The organism is Streptomyces sp. NPDC007084 (genome assembly GCF_040703595.1).
Classification (GTDB): domain Bacteria; phylum Actinomycetota; class Actinomycetes; order Streptomycetales; family Streptomycetaceae; genus Streptomyces.
Genome location: NZ_JBEYFY010000089.1, coordinates 1 through 19,566 on the forward strand (window position 1 = coordinate 1; position 19,566 = coordinate 19,566).

Here is a 19,566-nt window from a genome sequence, read left to right on the forward strand (position 1 = left end):
GAGGAGGTCCGCGGGGCGCCGAGGGGGTCGCCGATCCGGACCGCGCCGAGTCCCCACACCTTGGCGATCCGCCCCGCGGTCACGGCCTCCGCCCGGACTTCCTCGCCCGCGTCGAAGACGCTGATCCCGGTGACCTTGCCCTCCTCGCCGTCGTGCAGGGTGAGCCGGTCGCGGGTGCGCAGCGTTCCCGAGAAAACCCGGGCGTACGCGATCTTCTCGCCGGCCGCTCCGCGTTCGACCTTGAACACGCTTGCCGAGACCGGCCCTTCGGCGTCCGCCTTCGCCGGGGGCAGCAACTCCCGTACCCCGGCGATCAGTTCGGGTACGCCCGCCCCGGTCATGGCCGAGCCGAAGAAGACCGGGTGGACCAGGGCGGCCCCGGTCTGCCCGACGAGGGCGGCGCGCAGCCGGTCGTCCGACACCCGGTCCTCCACGTAGGCGGCGAGGAGTTCGTCGTCGTGGTCGGCGAGCGGGTCGAGCAGGCGGGGGCGCAGCCGGGCGGCCGGGTAGGCGGTGAAGTGCGCGGCGGGGGTGCCCGGTTGGCCGGCCTCGCCCATCGGGACGACGGCCGGGGTGAGCCGCTCGGCGATCTTCTCCAGGACCTCCTGGCAGCGCGCGCCACGGCGGTCGATCTTGTTCACGAAGACGAGCGTCGGGATGCGCAGCCGCTTGAGGGTGCGCATCAGGACGCGGGTCTGCGCCTGTACGCCCTCCACGGCCGAGACGACGAGGACGGCGCCGTCGAGCACGCCGAGGACCCGCTCCACCTCGGCGATGAAGTCCGGGTGTCCGGGGGTGTCGATCAGGTTGACGGTGGTGGCGCCGACCGTGAAGGAGACGACGGCCGATTTGATGGTGATGCCGCGCTGTCGCTCCAGCGCGAGGGAGTCGGTCCGGGTGTTCCCGGCATCGACGCTGCCGATCTCGTCGACGACTCCGGCCGTGTGCAGGAGGCGCTCGGTCAGGCTTGTCTTACCGGCGTCTACGTGCGCCAGGATTCCCAGGTTCAGCAAGTGCACCGCGTGTCATGTCCTTCGAAACGGGAGTGGTTCCTTCCTTGGGGGACATGAACGGTGTGCGCATGGGTGCTCCTCGGTGCCGGTGAACGCGTCCTTCCCACTCCAGCAGGCGGCCACCTTCCACGGCAACGGGTTTACGCCCGGACAGCGGGCTCAGCCGGTGCGCGGGGGCAGCCGGTGCAGGGTCACGTCGGTGAGCCGGCCGTCGTCGGTGACCGTCGCGGTCAGGTACGTACAGTGCGACTGGCGGCGCCGGTCGGTCGGGGAACCGGGGTTGAGCAGCCGCAGGCCGGTGGGGGCCGTGGTGTCCCAGGGGATGTGGCTGTGGCCGAAGACCAGCACGTCGAGGTCGGGGAACCGCTCCGCGCAGCGCCGCTCGCGGCCCAGGGCGGCGCCGGTCTCGTGGACGACACCGAAGCGCAGGCCGCCCAGGTCGGCGCGGGCGATCTCCGGGAGGCGGGCCCGCAGCTCGGGGCCGTCGTTGTTGCCGTGGACCCCGATGAGCCGGCGGGAGCGGGCCTCCAGCAGGTCGAGGGTGGCGGTGTCGACCCAGTCCCCCGCGTGGATCACGACGTCGGCGAGCGGGAGTTCGGCGAGCAGCGGGGCGGGGAGTTCCCTGGCCCGCTTGGGGAGGTGGGTGTCGGACATCAGCAGAAGGCGCACCCTCCCAGCGTGGCACTTCATCCGGCGGGCGGGCGCGATCCGGGCCCCCGTCACCCCGGCGGAGTTCTCGCTACTCCAGCGAGATCTCGCTCCAGACCTGCTTTCCGCCGCTCACCGGCACCGTGCCCCAGGTGTCCGACATCGCCTCCACGAGGAGGATGCCGCGGCCCCCGGTGGCCTCCCAGCCGATGCTGGTGGGTTTGATCGGGGTGCGGGGCGAGTTGTCGGCGACCGCGATGCGCAGCCGGTGGTTGACGAGGGTGAGGTCGAGCCGGACCTGTCCGTCGGTGTGCACCAGGGCGTTGGTGACGAGTTCCGAGACGATCAGCAGGGCGGCGTCCGTGTGGTCGGCGACGCCCCAGCTCCGCAGGGCGCGCCGGGTGTAGCGGCGGGCGTGCCGGACGGCCTCGGGGACGCGCCAGACGGTCCAGCTCTCGCGCAGCGGCAGGACGTCCATGCCGTCGAAGCGCATCAGCAGGAGTGCCACGTCGTCGGAGCGGTTGGCCTCCGTGAGCAGTTCGTCGGCGACGAGACCGAGGTGGGCGGGGTCGGACCCGGCGAGGCCCGCCGCGAGCCGGCCGAGGCCGTCCTCGATGTCGACCTCGACGGACTCGACCAGGCCGTCCGTGGTCAGCGCGAGCACGGTGCCGGGCTGCAGACGCAGCGGGCTCATGGGGAAGTCGGTCTGCCGGATCACGCCGAGCGGCGGGCCCGGTTCGGATTCGGGGACCTCGGTTCTGCCGTCCGGGTGACGCAGCACGGGCGGGAGGTGTCCGGCGCGTACGTACCAGGCGGAGCCCTCCTCCATGTCCACGTCGACATAGCAGCAGGTGGCGAAGAGGTCGGTCTCCAGATCGAGCAGGAGCCGGTTGGCGTGCGAGACCACCACGTCCGGCGGGTGGCCCTCGACGGCGTAGGCGCGCAGGGCGGTGCGCATCTGGCCCATCAGGGTCGCGGCCGAGGCGTTGTGCCCCTGGACGTCGCCGATGACGAGGGCGACGTGGTTGTCGGGCAGCGGGATCACGTCGTACCAGTCGCCGCCGACGTCGAGGCCCGAGGTGGTCGGCAGATAGCGGGCGACGGCGACCGCGCCGGGCAGCTTGGGCAGACGGCGCGGCAGCAGGGTCCGCTGGAGCATGCCGATGAGTTCGTGCTCGGCGTCGAAGGCGTGGGCGCGCACCAGGGCCTGCCCGGCGAGGCCGGCGGAGGCGGTGAGCAGGGCGCGTTCGTCGGGGCCGAAGTCGTGCGGGGCGTCCCAGCCGATCAGGCAGGCGCCCGCCATCCGGCCGGCCGCGGGCAGCGGCAGGATGGCGAGACCACCGGGGCCGACGCCGGCGAGCGCCGGTTCCAGGGGCGCGCCGGCGGCCCAGATCGCCGGGCGTCCCTCGCTGAGGGCGGCGGCGAGGGTGGGCATGGCGCGGACCGGGGCGTCGGGCCATTCCGAGCGCCACTCGGTGCGCCACAGTTCGGGCCAGGAGTCCGGCTCGGGCGGGTCGAGGACGGTGACGACGAGTCGGTCTCCCTCCAGCTCGGCGAGGGCGATCCGGTCGGCCTGGAGAGGCCTGCGCAGGGCGTCCACGACGGCCTGGCCGACATCGCGGACCGTGCCGGCGGTGGCGAGGGCGGCGGCGAGCCGTTGGACGCGGCCCACGTCGTTGAGACCGGAGCGCAGTTTGGAGGCGTCGGAGACGGTGCCGACGAGCCGTGCGGGGCGGCCCTCCCCGGAGGGCAGCAGCCGGGCGCGCAGCCGGAGCCACTGGTGCTCGCCGGACGGCCGGAGGATACGGAACTCCAGCTCGCGTTCGCCGAGGGACATGTGGTCGGGCTCGACCGCGGACATCAGCGAGGGCAGGTCCTCGGGCACGGTCATCGACAGCAGCGTCTCGACCTTGCCGTCGAACGCGGCCGGGTCGAGCCCGAACAGGCCGAGCACCTCGTCGTCCACGTCGACGTGGCCGCTGTCCATGGCGAGGCTGAAGGAGCTGGCGGGCAGGTCGTCCGTGTCGTCGGGCAGCGGGGTGGGCGGGCAGACGACGGCCTCGGCGAGCATCGCCAGGCAGGTCCGCTCCTCGGGGCCGAAGCCCTCCGGGTGCTCACTGACGGCGACGAGGCAGCCGTCGTCCCGGAGCGGCAGCAGGGCCATCGAGAAGTCCTGGGACGGCAGCCGCCGGGCGTCGGCGCAGCGGGCCACCTCGTCCGGTCCGAGCCAGCTGGGCCGGCCGGTGCGCAGTGCCTCGGCGGCCGGGGACGTACCGGACAGCGGGTAGCTGTCGCGCAGGCCGTACAGGGTCCTGGGTACGCCCGCGCACGCGGCCAGGTGCAGCTCGTCGCCGCCGGCGCTCGGGGCGTACACGGCGGCGAGGGCGGCTCCGCTGAAGACGAGTGCCTGTTCGAGGAGCCGGTGTACGCGCTCGCGTGGGTCGAGGTCGGCGGTGAGCGTCTTCAGGGCAAGTTCGGCACGCGACGTTCGCGTCTCGCGTTCCGTAGCGCCCTCACCGACCACGTCCGCAATTACAGCGCTTCCGGGGCTTCGGCGCAGCCCCTGTGACCGTTCCGGACGGGTCGGGCCCGCGCGGAGGGGGCCGGGAGTACGCCTGGTCGAACACGTGTCGAACCGGGTTCGCGGTGCCTCGGAGCGCCCTGGCGGGCGGGGTGAAGCGGTCCGGCCCTCCCGCCGGAGGGCCGGACCATCCACCACCGGCCGGAATCCCCGTTCCGTTGGCCGGATCAGTGGCTCTGCGTCACCGGCGGGACCGGCGGCGCGGGTGTCCCCGTTGCCTGGGGCGCACGGTGTCGTCCGTGGCGCAGGCCGTCAGGGGGCGGTCACCATGCCCGCGCCGTCGTCCATCCCGGAGCCGGACCGGCCGTGGGCCGAGCGGCCCCGGTGGCCGGTGTTCTTCTGGTGGTGGGCGCCGCTCTGGTCAGCCGCGCCGGCGCCGTTCTGGTCACCGGCACCGGCGCCCGCGCCGCTCTGGTCGTCGGCCGCTCCCCCGGCCTGATCGTCGGCCGCGCCTCCGGCCTGGTCATCGGCGCCGCCCGCCTGGTCACCCGCGCCCGCGCCCAGCGTCGCGCCGACCGCCTGGAGTGCGGTGGTCACCGGCTGGAAGAAGGTCTCGCCGCCGGCGGTGCAGTCGCCGCTGCCGCCCGAGGTGAGGCCGATCGCGCTGCCGTCCTGGGTGAACAGGGAGCCGCCGCTGTCGCCGGGCTCGGCGCACACGTCGGTCTGGATGAGGCCGGTGACCGTGCCCTCGGGGTAGTTCACGGTGGCGTCGAGGCCGGTGACGTTGCCGTCGTTCAGGCCCGTGGTGCTGCCCATCCGGAACACCCGCTGGCCCACGGCGGCGTCGGCGGCCTGGCCGATGCGGACGCTCTGCCCGTTGCCGACGTCGACCACGCTGTCGGCCTGGGTGGCGGGGTCGTCGTACTTGACGAGGGCGAAGTCGCCGTCGCCCGGGAAGGTGGCCTGGTCGACGGTGGCGATCGGCGCGCCGTTCTGGGCGTCCGACCAGCGGGCGGCGGCGACCCCGCAGTGGCCCGCGGTGAGGAAGGCGGGGGTGCCGTCGCTCGCGGTGACGTTGAAGCCGAGCGAGCAGCGCGCGCCTCCGCCGAAGATGGCGTCGCCGCCGTCGACGAAGGTCTTGAAGGTGCCGGGCGACTTCTTGACGGTCGCCACGTCCGGCCCGAGGTTCTCGACGGTCGAGGTCAGGGTGTCCCACTGGGAGCCCGTGACGGTGGAGTCCGCGGTCACGCGGATCTCGTTGGTCTTCGGGTCGACGGACCAGGCCGTGCCCGGGATCGTCGCCTCGGTCTTCAGCGTCTTCGCGGCGGCGCGCAGGTCGGCGGTGCTGTTGCGGACCTGGTGGGCGACGGCGCCGGCCCGCTCGATCCGGTTGACGACGTTGCTGTTGTTACCGACGACGTTGATGACGAGCTGCTTGTTGCCCGCGTCGTAGTACGACCCGGCGAAGGCGTCGCCCAACTGGGCGGCGAGCGCCCCGGCGACATCCGAGACGTCGGTCGCGCTGAACGTTCTGGGAGTGGCGTCGTCCCCGTTGGACTGCGAGGCGTTGGCGTTGGGAAGCAGGAGCGCCGCTGCTCCGAGCGCTGCCACGCCGCCCGCCGCGATCGCGGCCTTGCGCTTGGGTATCCGTTTGTGACTCAACTCTTGACCTCCTGGGGACGGGGCCGATGCCACCGTCCGGCGGCTGACTGGGGGCGCCTGGTTGCCCGTTGATACGCGAGGGCCGGGCGTGGTGTTCAACTGCCATTGCAAAGACGGGAGTTGACCGGCGTGCCGCCGCGACGCTCCGTGTCCGGGCAGCGACCGTCCGTCGACAGGCCGTAGCGGAATCCCGGGTTCGGGGAATCTGCACATCCCGCGCCCACCGGCGTCACGCCGTCCCGGGGATCTGCACACCCTCGCGCCCCTTCCGGCGTCGTGGGGCCGGGACTGTCCCCTTCGGTCCGCGCGCGGCGGGTCAGGGTGTGCGCCGATGCCGTGCGGCGTGTGAAGAAGTGGCCGCCACGTGGTGTCGAGACCTGCACGCTTGCGCCCACTCGGCGCACAAGTCCGCAGGTGGGAGCCCTGGTTGAGTGGAAGCGCGCGGCGCGCCCGTGCTTTGATCCGTGGCACCGCTGTGGTCGCGGCACTGCTCCCGGCAACGGGATCCGCACCCTGCGGCGGCGGCCGCGTCTGTCCCCCAGAGGGGGCCGCTCTCCCCCTTGTGAATATCCATATGAAGGGAAGTTCCGTCATGAACTCCACCCCCCGTTTCCAGACCGCCGAGATCTCCGACGCCGACCTCGACAACGTCTCGGGCGGCCTCGCGCTGAACGCCGTCGGCACCGTCACGGACCTGGTCGACGGTGTCGCCCCGGTCTCCGGCGTCGTGGGCACGGTCGTCGGCACCGTCGAGGGTGTGACCGGCCTGAACACCGCCCCGGTCACCGGCCTGGTCGCCGGTCTCTGACAGCCGGTCCCTGATCGCGCTTCACCTCGTGGAGTCCCGGAACCGCCCCCCGGTTCCGGGACTCTCCGGGTTCCGTACCTCTCTCGACCAGGTGAGGGAAGCTCCGTGCAGTTCCGTCAACAGGCCCTCGCCAAGCTCCAGTCGCCCGAGGAACTCGATCTTCCGGTGCGCTTCGCCCGACCGCAGGGCTGGCTCGTGCTGTCCGTGACCGTCGTCGTGATGGCCGCCGCCTCCGTGTGGGCGGTGACCGGCACCGTCTCCTCCACGGTGAGCGCGCCCGGCGTCCTCACCCACGGGCAGGGCGGTTACCTCCTGCAGAGCCCGGTCGCCGGCCAGGTCGTCTCCGTCGTCGCCGAGGAGGGCGAACGGCTCCCCGCGAACGCCCCCGTGGCCAAGGTCCGTACCGCGCGCGGGGAGACGACCGTCGTCCGCACGGTCGCCGCGGGCCGGGTCATCTCGCTCGCCGCCACCATCGGCGCGATCGTCTCGACCGGCGCGGACATCGCGTCCGTGGAGAAGGTCGCCCACGCCGACGACCCGCTGTACGCGACGGTGTACGTCCCCGCCGAGAGCGCCGCCACCGTGCCCGCGAACGCGTCCGTCGACCTCTCCGTCCAGTCGGCGCCCGCCCAGCGGTACGGCGTGCTGCGCGGCCATGTGGTGAGCGTCGGCCGCGGTGTGCAGAGCCGGCAGCAGATCGCCGCCTACCTCGGTGACGAGCAACTCGGCGAGCAGTTCAGCGCGAAGGGCAGGCCCGTGGCCGTCCTCGTGCGGCTCGACCGCTCGTCCGCCACCAGGAGCGGCCTGAAGTGGTCCTCGGCGGACGGACCTCCGTTCCCGCTCACCTCCATGACCCTCGCCACGGGTTCGATCCGGCTGGCCGACCAGCGTCCCGTCGATTGGCTGCTGCCGTGACCCGCACCTCCGACACCCGGGGCAGACGCCGCGCGGCCCCGCCCCGGCGTGCCGTGCCCAGGAGCCGTGGCCGCGCGGTGCGTACGCCCACGGTGCTCCAGATGGAGGCCGTCGAATGCGGCGCGGCCTCCCTCGCCATGGTGCTCGGGCACCACGGCCGGCACGTCCCGCTCGAAGAGCTGCGCATCGCGTGCGGCGTCTCGCGGGACGGCTCCCGGGCGAGCAACCTGCTCAAAGCGGCCCGCGGTTACGGTCTGACCGCCAAGGGCATGCAGATGGACACCGCCGCGCTCGCCGAGGTGCGGGCGCCCGCGATCCTGTTCTGGGAGTTCAACCACTATGTCGTCTACGACGGCATGGGCCGCCGGTTCGGCCGGCGCGGGGTGCACATCAACGACCCCGGCAAGGGACGCCGGTTCGTGCCGATGGAGGACTTCGACACCAGTTTCACCGGAGTGGTCCTGGTCATGGAACCGGGTCCGGAGTTCCGAACCGGAGGGCGCAGGCCGGGCGTTCTCGGCGCGATGCCGGCCCGGCTGCGCGGCACGTCGGGCACGATGCCCGCGGCCGTGCTCGCGAGCCTGCTGCTGGTGGCGGTGGGCGCCGCGGTGCCTGCGCTCAGCAGGACCTACATCGACCAGTACCTGATCGGCGGTCAGAGTTCGCTGCTCGGTGTGCTGTTCGCGTCGATGGGTGTCTCGGTGCTGCTCACGGTGGTGCTGACCTGGTTGCAGCAGGCGAATTTGCTGCGCGGCAGGATCATCTCCTCGACGCTGTCCAGCGCCCGGTTCCTGCGCCATCTGCTGCGGCTGCCGGTCACCTTCTTCTCCCAGCGCAGCCCGGCGGACCTGGTGCAGCGGCTGCAGTCGAACGACGCGGTGGCCGAGACGCTGGCCCGCGATCTCGCGGCGGCGGGCGTGGACGCGGTCGTCGTCGTCCTGTACGCCGTGCTGCTGTACACGTACGACCCGCAGCTCACGGCCGTCGGGATCGGGGTCGCGCTGCTGAACGTGGTGGCCATGCGGGTGGTGATCCGGCTGCGCGCGACCCGCACCGCGAAGCTGCGCGCCGACACCGCCCGGCTGACGAACACCGCTTACACCGGGCTGCAGTTGATCGAGACGATGAAGGCGACGGGCGGCGAGGACGGCTACTTCCGCAAGTGGGCCGGACAGCACGCCACCACGCTGGAGGAGCAGCAGCGGCTCGGGGTGCCGAGCGCCTGGCTGGGGGTCGTCGCGCCGACGCTGGCGACGCTCAACAGCGCGCTGATCCTGTGGATCGGCGGTCTGCGGGCGGTGGAGGGGCAGATCTCGGTGGGTCTGCTGGTCGCCTTCCAGGCGCTGGTCACCCGGTTCACTGCGCCGCTGACCCGGCTGAACGGTGTCGCGGGCCGCCTCCAGGACTTCGCCGCGGACGTCGCCCGGCTCAAGGACGTCGAGAACTTCCGCACGGACCCGCTGTACGCGAGGCCGGGCGGCGGGGAGTCCACCCGGCGGCTCCAGGGCCATGTCGAGCTGGAGAACATCACGTTCGGCTACAGCCCGCTCGACAAGCCGCTGTTGACCGGGTTCTCGCTGACCGTGGGCCCGGGCCGGCAGGTCGCGCTGGTCGGCGGTTCCGGCAGCGGAAAGTCGACCGTGTCCCGGCTCATCTCGGGCCTGTACACGCCGTGGGAGGGCACGATCCGGATCGACGGCCGGCTGCTGGAGGACATCCCGCGCGGCGCGCTCACCTCGTCCGTGTCCTTCGTCGACCAGGACGTCTTCCTCTTCGAGGGGACCGTGCGGGACAACGTGGCGCTGTGGGACCCCTCCATCCCGGACGAGGCGGTGGTCACCGCGCTGCGGGACGCCGCGCTGTACGACGTGGTGACGCGCCGGCCCGGCGGTATTCACAGCAGGGTGGAGCAGGACGGCCGGAACTTCTCGGGCGGCCAGCGTCAACGCCTGGAGATCGCGCGGGCGTTGGTGCGCGGGCCGAGCATCCTGGTGCTCGACGAGGTGACGAGCGCCCTCGACGCGGAAACCGAACAGACCGTCATGGACAACCTGCGCCGGCGGGGCTGCGCGTGTGTGGTGATCGCCCACCGGCTCAGCACCGTGCGGGACAGCGACGAGATCGTCGTGCTCGAACACGGCACGGTCGTGGAGCGCGGCCGGCACGAGGCGCTGGTCGCGGCCGGCGGTCCCTACGCGACGCTGGTCAAGGAGCGATGAGATGACCACGGTTCACGAGGGTGTGCACGAGGGGGACCTCGTCCTCGGCGCGCTCGGCGGCATGGGCGCGCCGGTCGACTGCGCGGGACTCAACCGCCTCGACCTGGAGGGCCCGCAGGTCCTGTGGCTGGTGGCCGCGGGAGCCGTGGACCTGTTCGCGGTGGACGCGGCGCAGCGGGGGCACTGGCACCACCTCGGCCGGCTGGAGGCGGGCTCGCTGCTGCTCGGCCCGGTCACGGGAGCCCAACACACCCTGGTCGCACGGCCGTTGCGGGACTGCGCGATCCGGCGCATCACGCTCCGGGAGCTGTACCAGCGGGCCGACACGGCGACCTGGGCCTACGACGGGTACGGCGAGGCGCGGTATGTTCCGCCGGCCCAGAGCCCGCTCGAGTACGCCCTCGCCCTCGGGGCCGGGCGCAGCCTCTCGATCCTCTTCCAGGCGCCGATGGCCACCGAGAACGCGGCGGCGCTCACCGACGACGACGTGTTCTGGATGCGGGTGCCGCCGGGCAGCGTCCAGTACGGGTCGCTGTACGGGGCCGAGGCCGCGGCCGACCTGTTGATGGACCCGGGGGTCTGGCAGGGCATGGTCGACCAGCAGTACCGGCTGCTGGCCACGCTGGACCGGTGGATCGAGCAGCTGGAGGCCGGGCACGAGGACCGTGCGGCGGCCGGGATCAGGGCCGGTGAGGCCGTCCGCGTCCAGGCCGACCGCGCGCTGCTCGCCTCGATCGGCCGGTCCTCCGGCAAGCGTCCGACGACGGCCGACGCGGACGCCACCCACGCGGCCTGCGCCCTGGTCGCCCGCGCGGCGGGCATCTCGCTGGCCGAGCCGGCGAGCGGCGGAACCGAGAGCGACCGTCTGGACCCGGTCGAGCGGATCGCGCTCGCCTCCCGGGTCCGTACGCGCGCCGTACGGCTCGACGGGCGCTGGTGGCGCGACGACATCGGCCCGCTGGTCGGCCGCCGGGCCGTGTCGGGAGCGCCGGTCGCGCTGCTGTGGCGGCGCGGCGGGTATGTGGCGGTGCATCCGTCCTCGGGGCGGGAGACACCGGTCGAGAAGGCCAACGCGGCCGAGTTCGAGGCGCGGGCGGTGATGTTCTACCGTCCGCTGCCCGGACGCGGGCCGAGCCCGCTGCGGCTGCTGCGTTTCTGTCTCCGGGGCAGCGCGGGTGATCTGCGCAATCTCGCGGTCAGCGGGCTGGTGACCGTCGCGATCGGCGCGCTGGTCCCGGTCGCGACCGGCCGGGTGCTCGGCTCGTACGTGCCGAGGGCCCAGCACGAGCTGATCACGCAGATGTGTCTCGCGCTGATGGTCACCGGCGTGGTGTCGGCGGCGTTCACGCTGTTGCAGAACCTCACTCTGCTGCGGATGGAGGGCCGTATCGAGGCGAGTCTGCAACCGGCCGTGTGGGACCGGCTGTTGCGGCTGCCGACGACGTTCTTCACCTCCCGCTCGACCGGTGAACTGGCCGGCGCCGCGATGGGCCTCAGCGCGATCCGCCGGCTCCTCGCGGGCGTCGGCCCGACCCTCGCGCAGGCGGTCACGGTCGGCGCGATGAACTTGGGCCTGCTGTTCTGGTACAGCGTGCCGATGGCGTTCGCGGCGACCGGCATGCTGGTGGTCATCGCGGCGGTGTTCCTGGGGCTCGGGCTGTGGCAGGTGCGCTGGCAGCGCCGTCTGGTGACGCTGGGCAACAAGCTGAACAACCAGGCCTTCCAGACCCTGCGCGGTCTGCCCAAGCTGCGGGTCGCGGCGGCCGAGAACTACGCGTACGCGGCCTGGGCGGGCGAGTTCGCCCGCAGCCGCGAACTCCAGCGGCGGGTCGGCCGGATCAAGAACCTCACGACGGTGCTGGGCGCGGTGTATCTGCCGCTCTGCTCGCTGCTGATGTTCATGCTGCTCGCGGGCCCGGCGCACGGCGCGCTGTCGGCGGCCGGGTTCCTCACCTTCAACACGTCGGTGACGATGCTGCTGACCTCGGTCACCCAGATCACCGGCGCGTTCGTCTCGGCCGCCGCCGCGCTGCCGATGTTCGAGGAGATCAGGCCGGTGCTCGACGCGCCTTCGGAGGTCCGGGCGGCGAGCACCCGCCCCGGTCTCCTGTCCGGCGCGATCGAGGCCCGCCGGCTGTCGTTCCGGTACGCCGACGACGGCCCTCTGGTCCTCGACGACGTGTCGTTCGCGATCCGGCCCGGCGAGTTCGTGGCGGTCGTGGGCCCGAGCGGCTGCGGCAAGTCCACCCTGCTGCGCCTGCTGATCGGCTTCGACAAACCCCTGTCGGGCAGCGTCCTGTACGACGGGCAGGACCTCGCGGCGCTCGACCAGTCGGCGGTGCGACGGCAGTGCGGTGTGGTGCTCCAGCACGCCCAGCCGTTCACCGGGTCGATCCTCGACTGCATCTGCGGCACCGAGGCGTACACGCCGGAGGAGGCGATGGCGGCGGCGGAGATGGCGGGCCTGGCGGAGGACATCCGGCGGATGCCGATGGGCCTGCACACCCTCGTGGCGGACAGCGGCGCGATCTCGGGCGGCCAGCGCCAGCGCCTCATGATCGCTCAGGCGTTGATCCGCCGGCCGCGCATCCTCTTCTTCGACGAGGCGACCAGCGCGCTCGACAACGAGACGCAGCGCACGGTGATCGAGAGCACCAAGGCGCTCGACGCCACCCGGGTGGTGATCGCGCACCGCCTGTCGACGGTGCTGGACGCGGACCGGGTCATCGTGATGGAGGAGGGCCGGATCGCCCAGCAGGGCACACCGGCGGAGCTGCTGGCGGACACGGGCGGCCGGCTGCGCGAACTCGTGCGCCGCCAGCTCGCCTGATCGGCGGCAGGGGACACGAAGGCGACGGACGTCACACCCGCGACGCCAGCGAAACGTTGCCGTTTCGCTCGACGGGGACTAACCTCGACACGTCGATGTGTACGAAACCGTTTCGTTTACGTGCACGTGACACAGAGAGCAACGCCGAGCAACTTCCCTGGAGTGCTTCTCCCATGTCTCAGACCCTGACCGAAGGCACCGGCACGGGTGCCGCGGACGACACGTCCGCAGCCGCGTCGAAGCGGCGGTGGTGGATCCTCTCGATCATCGGGATCGCCCAGCTCATGGTGGTGCTCGACGCCACCATCGTGAACATCGCCCTGCCCTCCGCGCAGGCCGACCTCGGCTTCTCCGACGGAAACCGGCAGTGGATCGTCACCGCCTACTCCCTGGCCTTCGCCTCCCTGCTGCTGCTCGGCGGGCGCATCGCCGACCTGTTCGGACGCAAGCCCGCCTTCCTGGTGGGCGTCGCCGGATTCGCCGGCGCCTCCGTGCTGGGCGGCGCCTCCACCAGCTTCGGGATGCTGGTCACCGCCCGCGCCCTCCAGGGCGTCTTCGGCGCGCTCCTCGCGCCCGCCGCGCTGTCGCTGCTGAACACGACGTTCACCGACGCCAAGGAGCGCGCCAAGGCGTTCAGCGTCTACGGCGCGATCGCCGGCGCCGGTGGCGCGGTGGGCCTGCTGCTCGGCGGCGTGCTGACCGACGCGCTCGACTGGCGCTGGACCCTGTTCGTCAACCTCGTCTTCGCGGCCGTCGCCTTCGCGGGCGGCTGGGTGCTGCTGAGCAACCACCGTGACGCAGCCGGCTCCAAGCTCGACCTGCCGGGCACGCTGCTGGTCTCCACCGGTCTGTTCGCCGTGGTCTTCGGCTTCTCCAACGCCGAGACGCACGACTGGAGTTCGCCGGCCACCTGGGGCTTCCTCGTCGCGGGCGGACTGCTGCTGGCCGCGTTCGCCTGGTGGCAGACGCGCGCCAAGCACCCGCTGCTGCCGATGCGCGTCCTGCTCGACCGCAACCGGGCCGCCTCCTTCCTCGCGGTGCTCATCACCGGCGCGGGCATGTTCGGCGTCTTCCTCTTCCTCACCTACTACCTTCAGCTCAACCTCGGCTTCAGCCCCACCAAGACGGGTGTCGCCTTCCTGCCGATGATGGCGACGCTGATGGTCATGGCGCAGGTCTCCACCACGGTCCTGGTGCCGCGGATCGGCCCGAAGGCCGTCATCCCCGCCGGCTTCGCGGTGGCCGCGGCGGGCATGGCCTGGCTGACCGGGATCGGCATCGGCTCGTCCTTCTCGACCGACGTCCTGCCGCAGGTGCTCCTGATCGGCGCCGGACTCGGCATGGTGATGCCGCCGGCCATGTCGCTGGCCACCAGCGGAATCGCCGCCGAGGACGCGGGTGTCGCCTCCGCGACCGTCAACACCATGCAGCAGGTGGGCGGTTCGATCGGCACCGCGCTGCTGAACACGCTCGCCGCGAGTGCCGCGACCAGCTACCTGGCCGGCAAGGACGTGACGAACAAGCTGGTCCAGGCGCAGTCCACGATCGAGAGCTACACCACCGCGTTCTGGTGGTCGGCCGGCTTCTTCGCCGCCGGAGCGCTCATCGCGCTGGTGCTCTACACCCGCGGCAAGCCCGCCCAGGACCCGGAGGCCGCACCGGTCGTCCACATGTGATCGCTCAACCGAGCCGATCCTCTCAGGCCGAGGGGCCGCCGTCCGCAGGGAGACGGCGGCCCCTCGTCTGTCGCCGGTAACGCGCCGTCGCCACCATCCGGCGCGCCTCCGCGCGCACCTCGTCCAGCGGCCGTGCGGGCCGGTAGACCACCAGCGCCCGATGCTCCTTCTCCAGCCGCAACGCGGGTGCGCCGGGGGCGACTTCACCGTCGTACGCGAGGGTGTCCGTACCGGCGACGCCGGCCAGCTCCACCCGGGGAGCGTGCTCGGCGCCGTAGACCCGTGAGTGGCGCAGGGCGCCGACGAGCGCGGAGGCGACGACCCGGGTCCGGGCGAGCCGCCGTTCGGCGTCGACCAAGCGCAGGTCGAGCAGTCCGTCGTCCAGACGCGGCCGGAACGAGGGGGCGAAACCCTCCGGTACGTAGCGGCCGTTGCCCGCGAAGAGCAGCCACAGTCTGCGCGGGCGGCCGTTGATCTCGGCCTCGATCGGGCGGGCGGTGCGCAGCACCCGGGCCAGGGCCACGCCCGCGGCCGGCCACTTGCCCCAGCGTTGCTCCAAGTGCTCGCGGAGCCGCACCAGTTCGGGGTAGATCCCGATGCTGAAGGTGTTCAGGAACCGCACGTCCTGACCGGTGTCCACGCGGGCCACGCCGATGTCGACGGCCAGCGCCTCTCCCCCGCCGACCGCGACGGCGGTGGACTCGAAGTCCGGGACGCCGACGTCGAGCGCGAAGTGGTTGAGGGTGCCGCCGGGGAACACGGCCAGCGCGAGGCCGCGTTCGGCCGCCGCGCGGGCGGCGGCGTTCACGCTGCCGTCGCCTCCGCAGACGCCGAGCGCGCCGCCGGCCTCGGCGGCCCGGTCGGCGGCCTCGGTGAGCAGCGCCACGAAGTCGTCGTCGGGGCCGCGCTCGACCAGCTCGGCCTCGGGCAGCAGGTCGCGCAGCCGGTCCGCGGGCGGCATCGCGGTCGCGGGCGCCCCCGAACCGGCCCGGCTGTTGACGAACACGACCAGCCCCCGGCCCAGCGGCAGCGCGGGTGCTGCCGCCACCGGCCGCTCCCGCTCCGGTACGGCGGCGCGCGGCGGCCACCAGCGGCAGGTCAGGAAGGCGGCGCCCGCCCCGATGGCCACGCCGGCGAGCACGTCTCCCGGGAAGTGGACCCCGACGTAGACGCGGGAGAAGGCGACGGCGGCGGCCACCGGCGCGACCACGGCGCCGTAGCGCGTCGACTCCAGGGCGACCCCGGTGGCGAACCCGGCGGCGGAGGCGGAGTGCCCCGAGGGGAAGGACGTGGTGTGCGGCTGGCGTTCGAGGAGGCGGGCGCGGGGGACGCCGTCCAGCAGCGGGCGGGGCCGGCGGGCGCTCCACTTCACCAGCGTGTTGACCGTCAGGGAGGCCAGCGCGAGGGAGCCGATGCCGCGCAGCGCCGCGCGGCGCGCGGTGTGCCCGCCGACCAGCGCGAGCCCCGCGGCGGTCCCCAGCCACAGCCGCCCGTGATCGGCCGCGTGACTGAGCCGCCCGAGCGCCGGATCGGCCCCGGGGATCCGCGCCGCGGCGACCCGGGTGAACAGCCGCTGATCGAGTTCACCGAGTACACCCATGCTCCACGGGTACGCCACGGGCCGGACCTCGGCATGCCGGGTGACCCGGATTGGTGAGGCGGTTGCGCCGGGCGGCGCAGGGGGCACGACGGCCGGGGGCACGGTCGTGCGCTGGGAGTCGGGGGCACCCTGGTGCACTGGGAGTCGGGGGCTCCGGGTCTCCTGGGGGGGCGGGGTCCCAAGGTCTCGGGGGCCCAGGGCGGCCGAGTGGGAAATGCCCGGCGGCGGTGAGAGCGGGGGCCTGCGAACATGCCGAAGACCGGCCGACGGCCCCACTCCGTCGGCCGGCCCCCGGTGCGAAATCACATGGCACTCCCGCGACGAGGCCCGCACTCCCCAGCTACGGACCCCGGACGTTGTCCACGGGAGCCACGCGATCCCGGTCTCAGAACGCGAAGACCGTCATCCCGTAGGAGTTCTTCACGCACTCGTTGGCGAAGGTGTGCTCGTACGCCACGCGCTTGCCCTGCCAGACGCCGGACACCGTGATGACCACAGGGTCGTACTGCCTGGTACAGAAGACGTCGTTTCTGGCGGTCAGCCCCTCCAGGTCCCCCTTGATCCCGCGGAGTTCGGCGCAGGCGGCGACGGGGGCCGGGTGGGTCCCGGAGGCCGTCGGCGCGCAGTTGAGGGTGACGGCGCGTTCCGGCGTGGCGGCTGCCGCGCTCTGGCCGTGGCCGGTGGTGAGCACCAGGGCCGAGGGGGCGTAGAGCCCGGACGGGGCGAGGCTGGGAGCTGCGTTGGCGGAGCCCACCAGGGGTCCGCAGACGGCGGTGGCCGTCAGAGTGAGAGTCGCTGCCCAACGCGCGGTGTTCGGCATTGTGTGCATCCTTCCGCTCGATCGAATGCGATACCGGCTCGGTCGGTGCCGGTTCGGCGAGCGCGAGTCTGCCGAGTCCACACCGGAAACACACATCGACCCCATGCGTTTCGGTAACTTTGAGTATTGAAGTAGTGGCGGGAAGTTACAGAATTCGAACGCGTGGAGCCCACGCCTGTGCGGTAGTTGATCGTCGACGACCACCCCCTGGCCGGATTGGCACGGCTCCGCAATAGGCCTGAAACATTCCGGTCAGCGTGCGGAACGCGCGAGTTGACGCGCCGGGGGTGTGAAGATCCGGCCCGCCGCGGTGGGCATCGCGCGCGCCGTGGTGGACGGGGAGGTGTCACGGTCGCCAGGATCGACGTCGTACAGCGCGATCTCACGGGCGAGAGGCGGGACGCACGGATGGCGAAGCACTGGGCCGACTTCCAGTACGAGATCTATCTGAACGGGATGACGGGAGCCGTACCCCGGCTGCCGACCGATCTGACCCGGCTGGAGGAACTCACCGAGCAGCGGCTCGGACCGGGACCGGTCGGCTATGTGGCGGGCAGCGCGGGCAACGGCAGTACGGCCCGGGCCAACCGGGAGGCCCTCGACCGGCGCCGGATCGTGCCGCGCATGCTGCGGGACGTCCACGAACGGGACCTGTCCGTCGAGGTGTTGGGGCGCCCGCTGCCCGCGCCGCTGGCGCTCGCGCCGGTCGGCGTGCTGTCGATCATGCATCCGGAGGCGGAGTCCGCCGCGGCCCGGGCGGCCGCCGCGCAGGGCGTGCCCTACATCCTGTCCTCCGCGTCCAGCACCCCGATGGAGCAGGTCGCCGAGGCGATGGGGGACGCCGAGCGCTGGTTCCAGCTCTACTGGGCCAAGGACCGCGAGGTCACCCGCAGTTTCCTGGACCGGGCGAAGGCGGCCGGGTTCACCGCGCTGTTCGTCACGCTGGACACCCCGCTGCTGGCCTGGCGTCCGCGCGATCTCGACCAGGCGTATCTGCCGTTCCTGCACGGCGTGGGCACCGCCAACTACTTCTCGGACCCGGCGTTCCGGGCGGGCCTCGCCAAGCCGGTGCACGAGGACCCGAACGCGGCCGTGATGCACTTCGTCAGCATGTTCGCCGACCCCGGCAAGACCTGGCCCGACCTCGCGTTCCTGCGGGAGAACTGGGACGGGCCGATCGTCCTCAAGGGCATCCTGCACCCGCACGACGCCCGGCGGGCCGCGGAGGCCGGGATGGACGGCGTGGTGGTCTCCAACCACGGCGGCCGGCAGGTGGCCGGGGCGGTGGCGGCGGCCGACGCGCTGCCGCGGGTGGCGGAGGCGGTCGGCGACCGGCTGACGGTCCTGTTCGACAGCGGCGTCCGAACGGGCGACGACATCTTCAAGGCGCTCGCGCTCGGCGCGCGGGCCGTACTCGTCGGACGGCCCTACGCCTACGGGCTCGGCCTCGACGGACAGGCCGGCGTCGAGCACGTCGTGCGCTGTCTGCTCGCCGAGCTCGACCTGACCCTCGCCCTGTCCGGTCACGCCGGCCCGACGACACCCGGCCCCGACGACCTGACCGAGGAGCACGCGTGAGTCGGGCGCGCCGGCCCGGCACCGGCCATCCCCGCCGGGCCCGCGGGGAGGCGTCCGGCGCCCCTACGAGCCCGCGCCCCCCACTGCGCCCACTCCACCTAGTCCGCCCACTCCGCCGAGGGGGCCGGCCTCCACGTCCGTGACAGCGACCGGCTCCGGTGCGACGGGCTCCCGTGCGGCCGGTCCGGGCCCCGCGGGTGCCGGCGCGGCGGGCTCCGGCGTGACAGCTCCCCTTGCCTCACGGCGCGGCGCCGGCGCCGGGCCGGAGCGGAGTCCGTCGTGGACGGTCACCGCCCGCCGCTCGCCCCGATACGTCTGCGGCACCGGCACCCCCGTACCGACGGAAGCACCGGCCCGCGGCGACTCCGAGGGCCCGTCCGCCGCGCCGGTGGTGCCGCCGGCCGAGGGGGCCCTGCTCGTGGCGCCCGGCAGGGGGCTCGTCCCCGCGACGGACCGGGAGCCGGGGCGGGGTGACGAACCGTCGGTCTGCCAGCGCTGGGCGTCCGATCCGTCGCGGACCCGGACCAGTACGTCGGCGTCCGGTTCCGTCGACTCCGGCGCGAGGGCCAGTCCTTCGTGCCGGCGGGGCAGCAACTCCCCCCGCACGGTGAGGTCGTAGCGCATGTCCTCGCTCCGCTTCGCGTCGTCGCCGACGCAGCGGGCGAGGAACACGACACCGTTGTCGGCGCGCGAGTCGAGACACAGGCCCGGATCGGCGACGCTGCGCAGCAGTCCGTCCTGTTCGTACGACCACTGCTGCGTCCAGGCCGACGAGCACACCGCGAGCCTGGTCCCGACGCCCGCGCGGAGCTTCGCGCCCCGGATGTCGAGGCACAGGTCGGCCGCCAGGTTGCGCAGCCGGGTGTGCGCGGCTGTTCCGGGGACCCCCGCCGTCGCCGAGGGGCCGGAGGTGACCGGCGGGACCGGGGCGCCGGGGACGGGTCCCAGGGTGTGGCCGCTGCTCGCGCCGGTGGCCGTCGCGGGGTCGGCGCCCTGGTCGTCGTGGGACCACAGGCTGACGGCGAGCACGGTCGCCAGCAGGGCGGCGGAGAGCCCGGCGCCGGTGAGCAGCATCTGAGGGGGCCGCTGTTCGCCGAAGCGGGCCGCCAGGCGCCCCGGCGCGGGAACCCGGGACAGCAGCCGGTGCCGTCCGCCGGAGCCCGGTTCCGCTCCCGGGCCCGGGTGTTGAGCAAAGCCGTGCCCAGCGAACCGCCCACATGCTGCGAGGTGTTGACCATGGCCGAGGTGACACCGGCGTCCTGCGGGCGCACGCCCT

Annotated in this window: 13 protein-coding genes; 6 read left to right on the forward strand and 7 right to left on the reverse strand. The window is 73.1% G+C overall.

Annotation, left to right across the window (positions count from 1 at the left end):
• The 4 genes from AB0912_RS34380 to AB0912_RS34395 all read right to left on the reverse strand — a co-directional run.
• Positions 1-1,019, reverse strand: a 1,019-nt coding sequence (locus AB0912_RS34380) for a GTP-binding protein (protein ID WP_366706962.1), incomplete at its 3' end; no start/stop codon positions are given.
• A 153-nt stretch (positions 1,020-1,172) separates the two neighbouring features.
• Positions 1,173-1,682: a metallophosphoesterase gene (locus AB0912_RS34385; RefSeq protein WP_366706964.1), complete on the reverse strand. Its 510-nt coding sequence runs from the start codon at positions 1,680-1,682 to the stop codon at positions 1,173-1,175.
• A gap of 70 nt (positions 1,683-1,752) precedes the next feature.
• On the reverse strand, positions 1,753-4,185 hold the full coding sequence (locus AB0912_RS34390) for a SpoIIE family protein phosphatase (protein ID WP_366706966.1): 2,433 nt from the start codon (positions 4,183-4,185) through the stop codon (positions 1,753-1,755).
• A gap of 309 nt (positions 4,186-4,494) precedes the next feature.
• Positions 4,495-5,844 carry a S1 family peptidase gene (locus AB0912_RS34395; RefSeq protein WP_366706968.1) on the reverse strand — a complete coding sequence of 450 codons (1,350 nt, stop codon included), beginning with the start codon at positions 5,842-5,844 and terminating at the stop codon, positions 4,495-4,497.
• A 592-nt stretch (positions 5,845-6,436) separates the two neighbouring features.
• On the opposite strand from AB0912_RS34395, the gene AB0912_RS34400 reads away from it, so the two are divergent.
• From AB0912_RS34400 to AB0912_RS34420, 5 genes are all read left to right on the forward strand, one after another.
• The gene (locus AB0912_RS34400) at positions 6,437-6,652 is read left to right on the forward strand and encodes a type A2 lantipeptide (RefSeq protein WP_366706970.1); all 216 of its coding nucleotides are present in this window, start codon (positions 6,437-6,439) and stop codon (positions 6,650-6,652) included.
• A 105-nt stretch (positions 6,653-6,757) separates the two neighbouring features.
• Positions 6,758-7,567 carry a DUF2118 domain-containing protein gene (locus AB0912_RS34405; RefSeq protein WP_366706972.1) on the forward strand — a complete coding sequence of 270 codons (810 nt, stop codon included), beginning with the start codon at positions 6,758-6,760 and terminating at the stop codon, positions 7,565-7,567.
• On the forward strand, positions 7,564-9,786 hold the full coding sequence (locus AB0912_RS34410) for an NHLP family bacteriocin export ABC transporter peptidase/permease/ATPase subunit (RefSeq protein WP_366706974.1): 2,223 nt from the start codon (positions 7,564-7,566) through the stop codon (positions 9,784-9,786). Before AB0912_RS34405 ends, AB0912_RS34410 begins: the two co-directional genes overlap by 4 nt.
• 1 nt (position 9,787) lies before the next feature.
• A complete protein-coding gene (locus tag AB0912_RS34415; RefSeq protein WP_366706976.1) occupies positions 9,788-12,616 on the forward strand; it encodes an NHLP bacteriocin export ABC transporter permease/ATPase subunit in 2,829 nt (942 codons plus the stop codon).
• Positions 12,617-12,789: 173 nt separating this feature from the next.
• Positions 12,790-14,292: an MFS transporter gene (locus AB0912_RS34420; RefSeq protein WP_366706978.1), complete on the forward strand. Its 1,503-nt coding sequence runs from the start codon at positions 12,790-12,792 to the stop codon at positions 14,290-14,292.
• Between the two features lie 22 nt (positions 14,293-14,314).
• On the opposite strand, the gene AB0912_RS34425 is transcribed toward AB0912_RS34420, so the two are convergent.
• Positions 14,315-15,892, reverse strand: coding sequence for a phosphatase PAP2 family protein (locus AB0912_RS34425; RefSeq protein WP_366706980.1), 1,578 nt, complete (start codon positions 15,890-15,892; stop codon positions 14,315-14,317).
• A 385-nt stretch (positions 15,893-16,277) separates the two neighbouring features.
• Positions 16,278-16,712, reverse strand: a complete 435-nt coding sequence (locus AB0912_RS34430) for a protease inhibitor (RefSeq protein ID WP_366706982.1) — start codon at positions 16,710-16,712, stop codon at positions 16,278-16,280.
• 408 nt (positions 16,713-17,120) lie between these two features.
• On the opposite strand from AB0912_RS34430, the gene AB0912_RS34435 reads away from it, so the two are divergent.
• Positions 17,121-18,290 carry a lactate 2-monooxygenase gene (locus tag AB0912_RS34435; RefSeq protein WP_366706984.1) on the forward strand — a complete coding sequence of 390 codons (1,170 nt, stop codon included), beginning with the start codon at positions 17,121-17,123 and terminating at the stop codon, positions 18,288-18,290.
• Between the two features lie 63 nt (positions 18,291-18,353).
• On the opposite strand, the gene AB0912_RS34440 is transcribed toward AB0912_RS34435, so the two are convergent.
• Positions 18,354-19,364: an RICIN domain-containing protein gene (locus AB0912_RS34440; protein ID WP_366706986.1), complete on the reverse strand. Its 1,011-nt coding sequence runs from the start codon at positions 19,362-19,364 to the stop codon at positions 18,354-18,356.
• Between the last annotated feature and the right edge of the window lie 202 nt (positions 19,365-19,566).

Bases quoted from the DNA above. Each gene is read 5' to 3' on its own strand.
- AB0912_RS34400 (WP_366706970.1), top strand. From the start codon at position 6,437: ATGAACTCCACCCCCCGTTTCCAGACCGCCGAGATCTCCGACGCCGAC.
- AB0912_RS34415 (WP_366706976.1), top strand. From the start codon at position 9,788: ATGACCACGGTTCACGAGGGTGTGCACGAGGGGGACCTCGTCCTCGGC.
- AB0912_RS34420 (WP_366706978.1), top strand. From the start codon at position 12,790: ATGTCTCAGACCCTGACCGAAGGCACCGGCACGGGTGCCGCGGACGAC.
- AB0912_RS34425 (WP_366706980.1), bottom strand. From the start codon at position 15,892: ATGGGTGTACTCGGTGAACTCGATCAGCGGCTGTTCACCCGGGTCGCC.
- AB0912_RS34430 (WP_366706982.1), bottom strand. From the start codon at position 16,712: ATGCCGAACACCGCGCGTTGGGCAGCGACTCTCACTCTGACGGCCACC.
- AB0912_RS34435 (WP_366706984.1), top strand. From the start codon at position 17,121: ATGGCGAAGCACTGGGCCGACTTCCAGTACGAGATCTATCTGAACGGG.
- AB0912_RS34440 (WP_366706986.1), bottom strand. From the start codon at position 19,364: ATGCTGCTCACCGGCGCCGGGCTCTCCGCCGCCCTGCTGGCGACCGTG.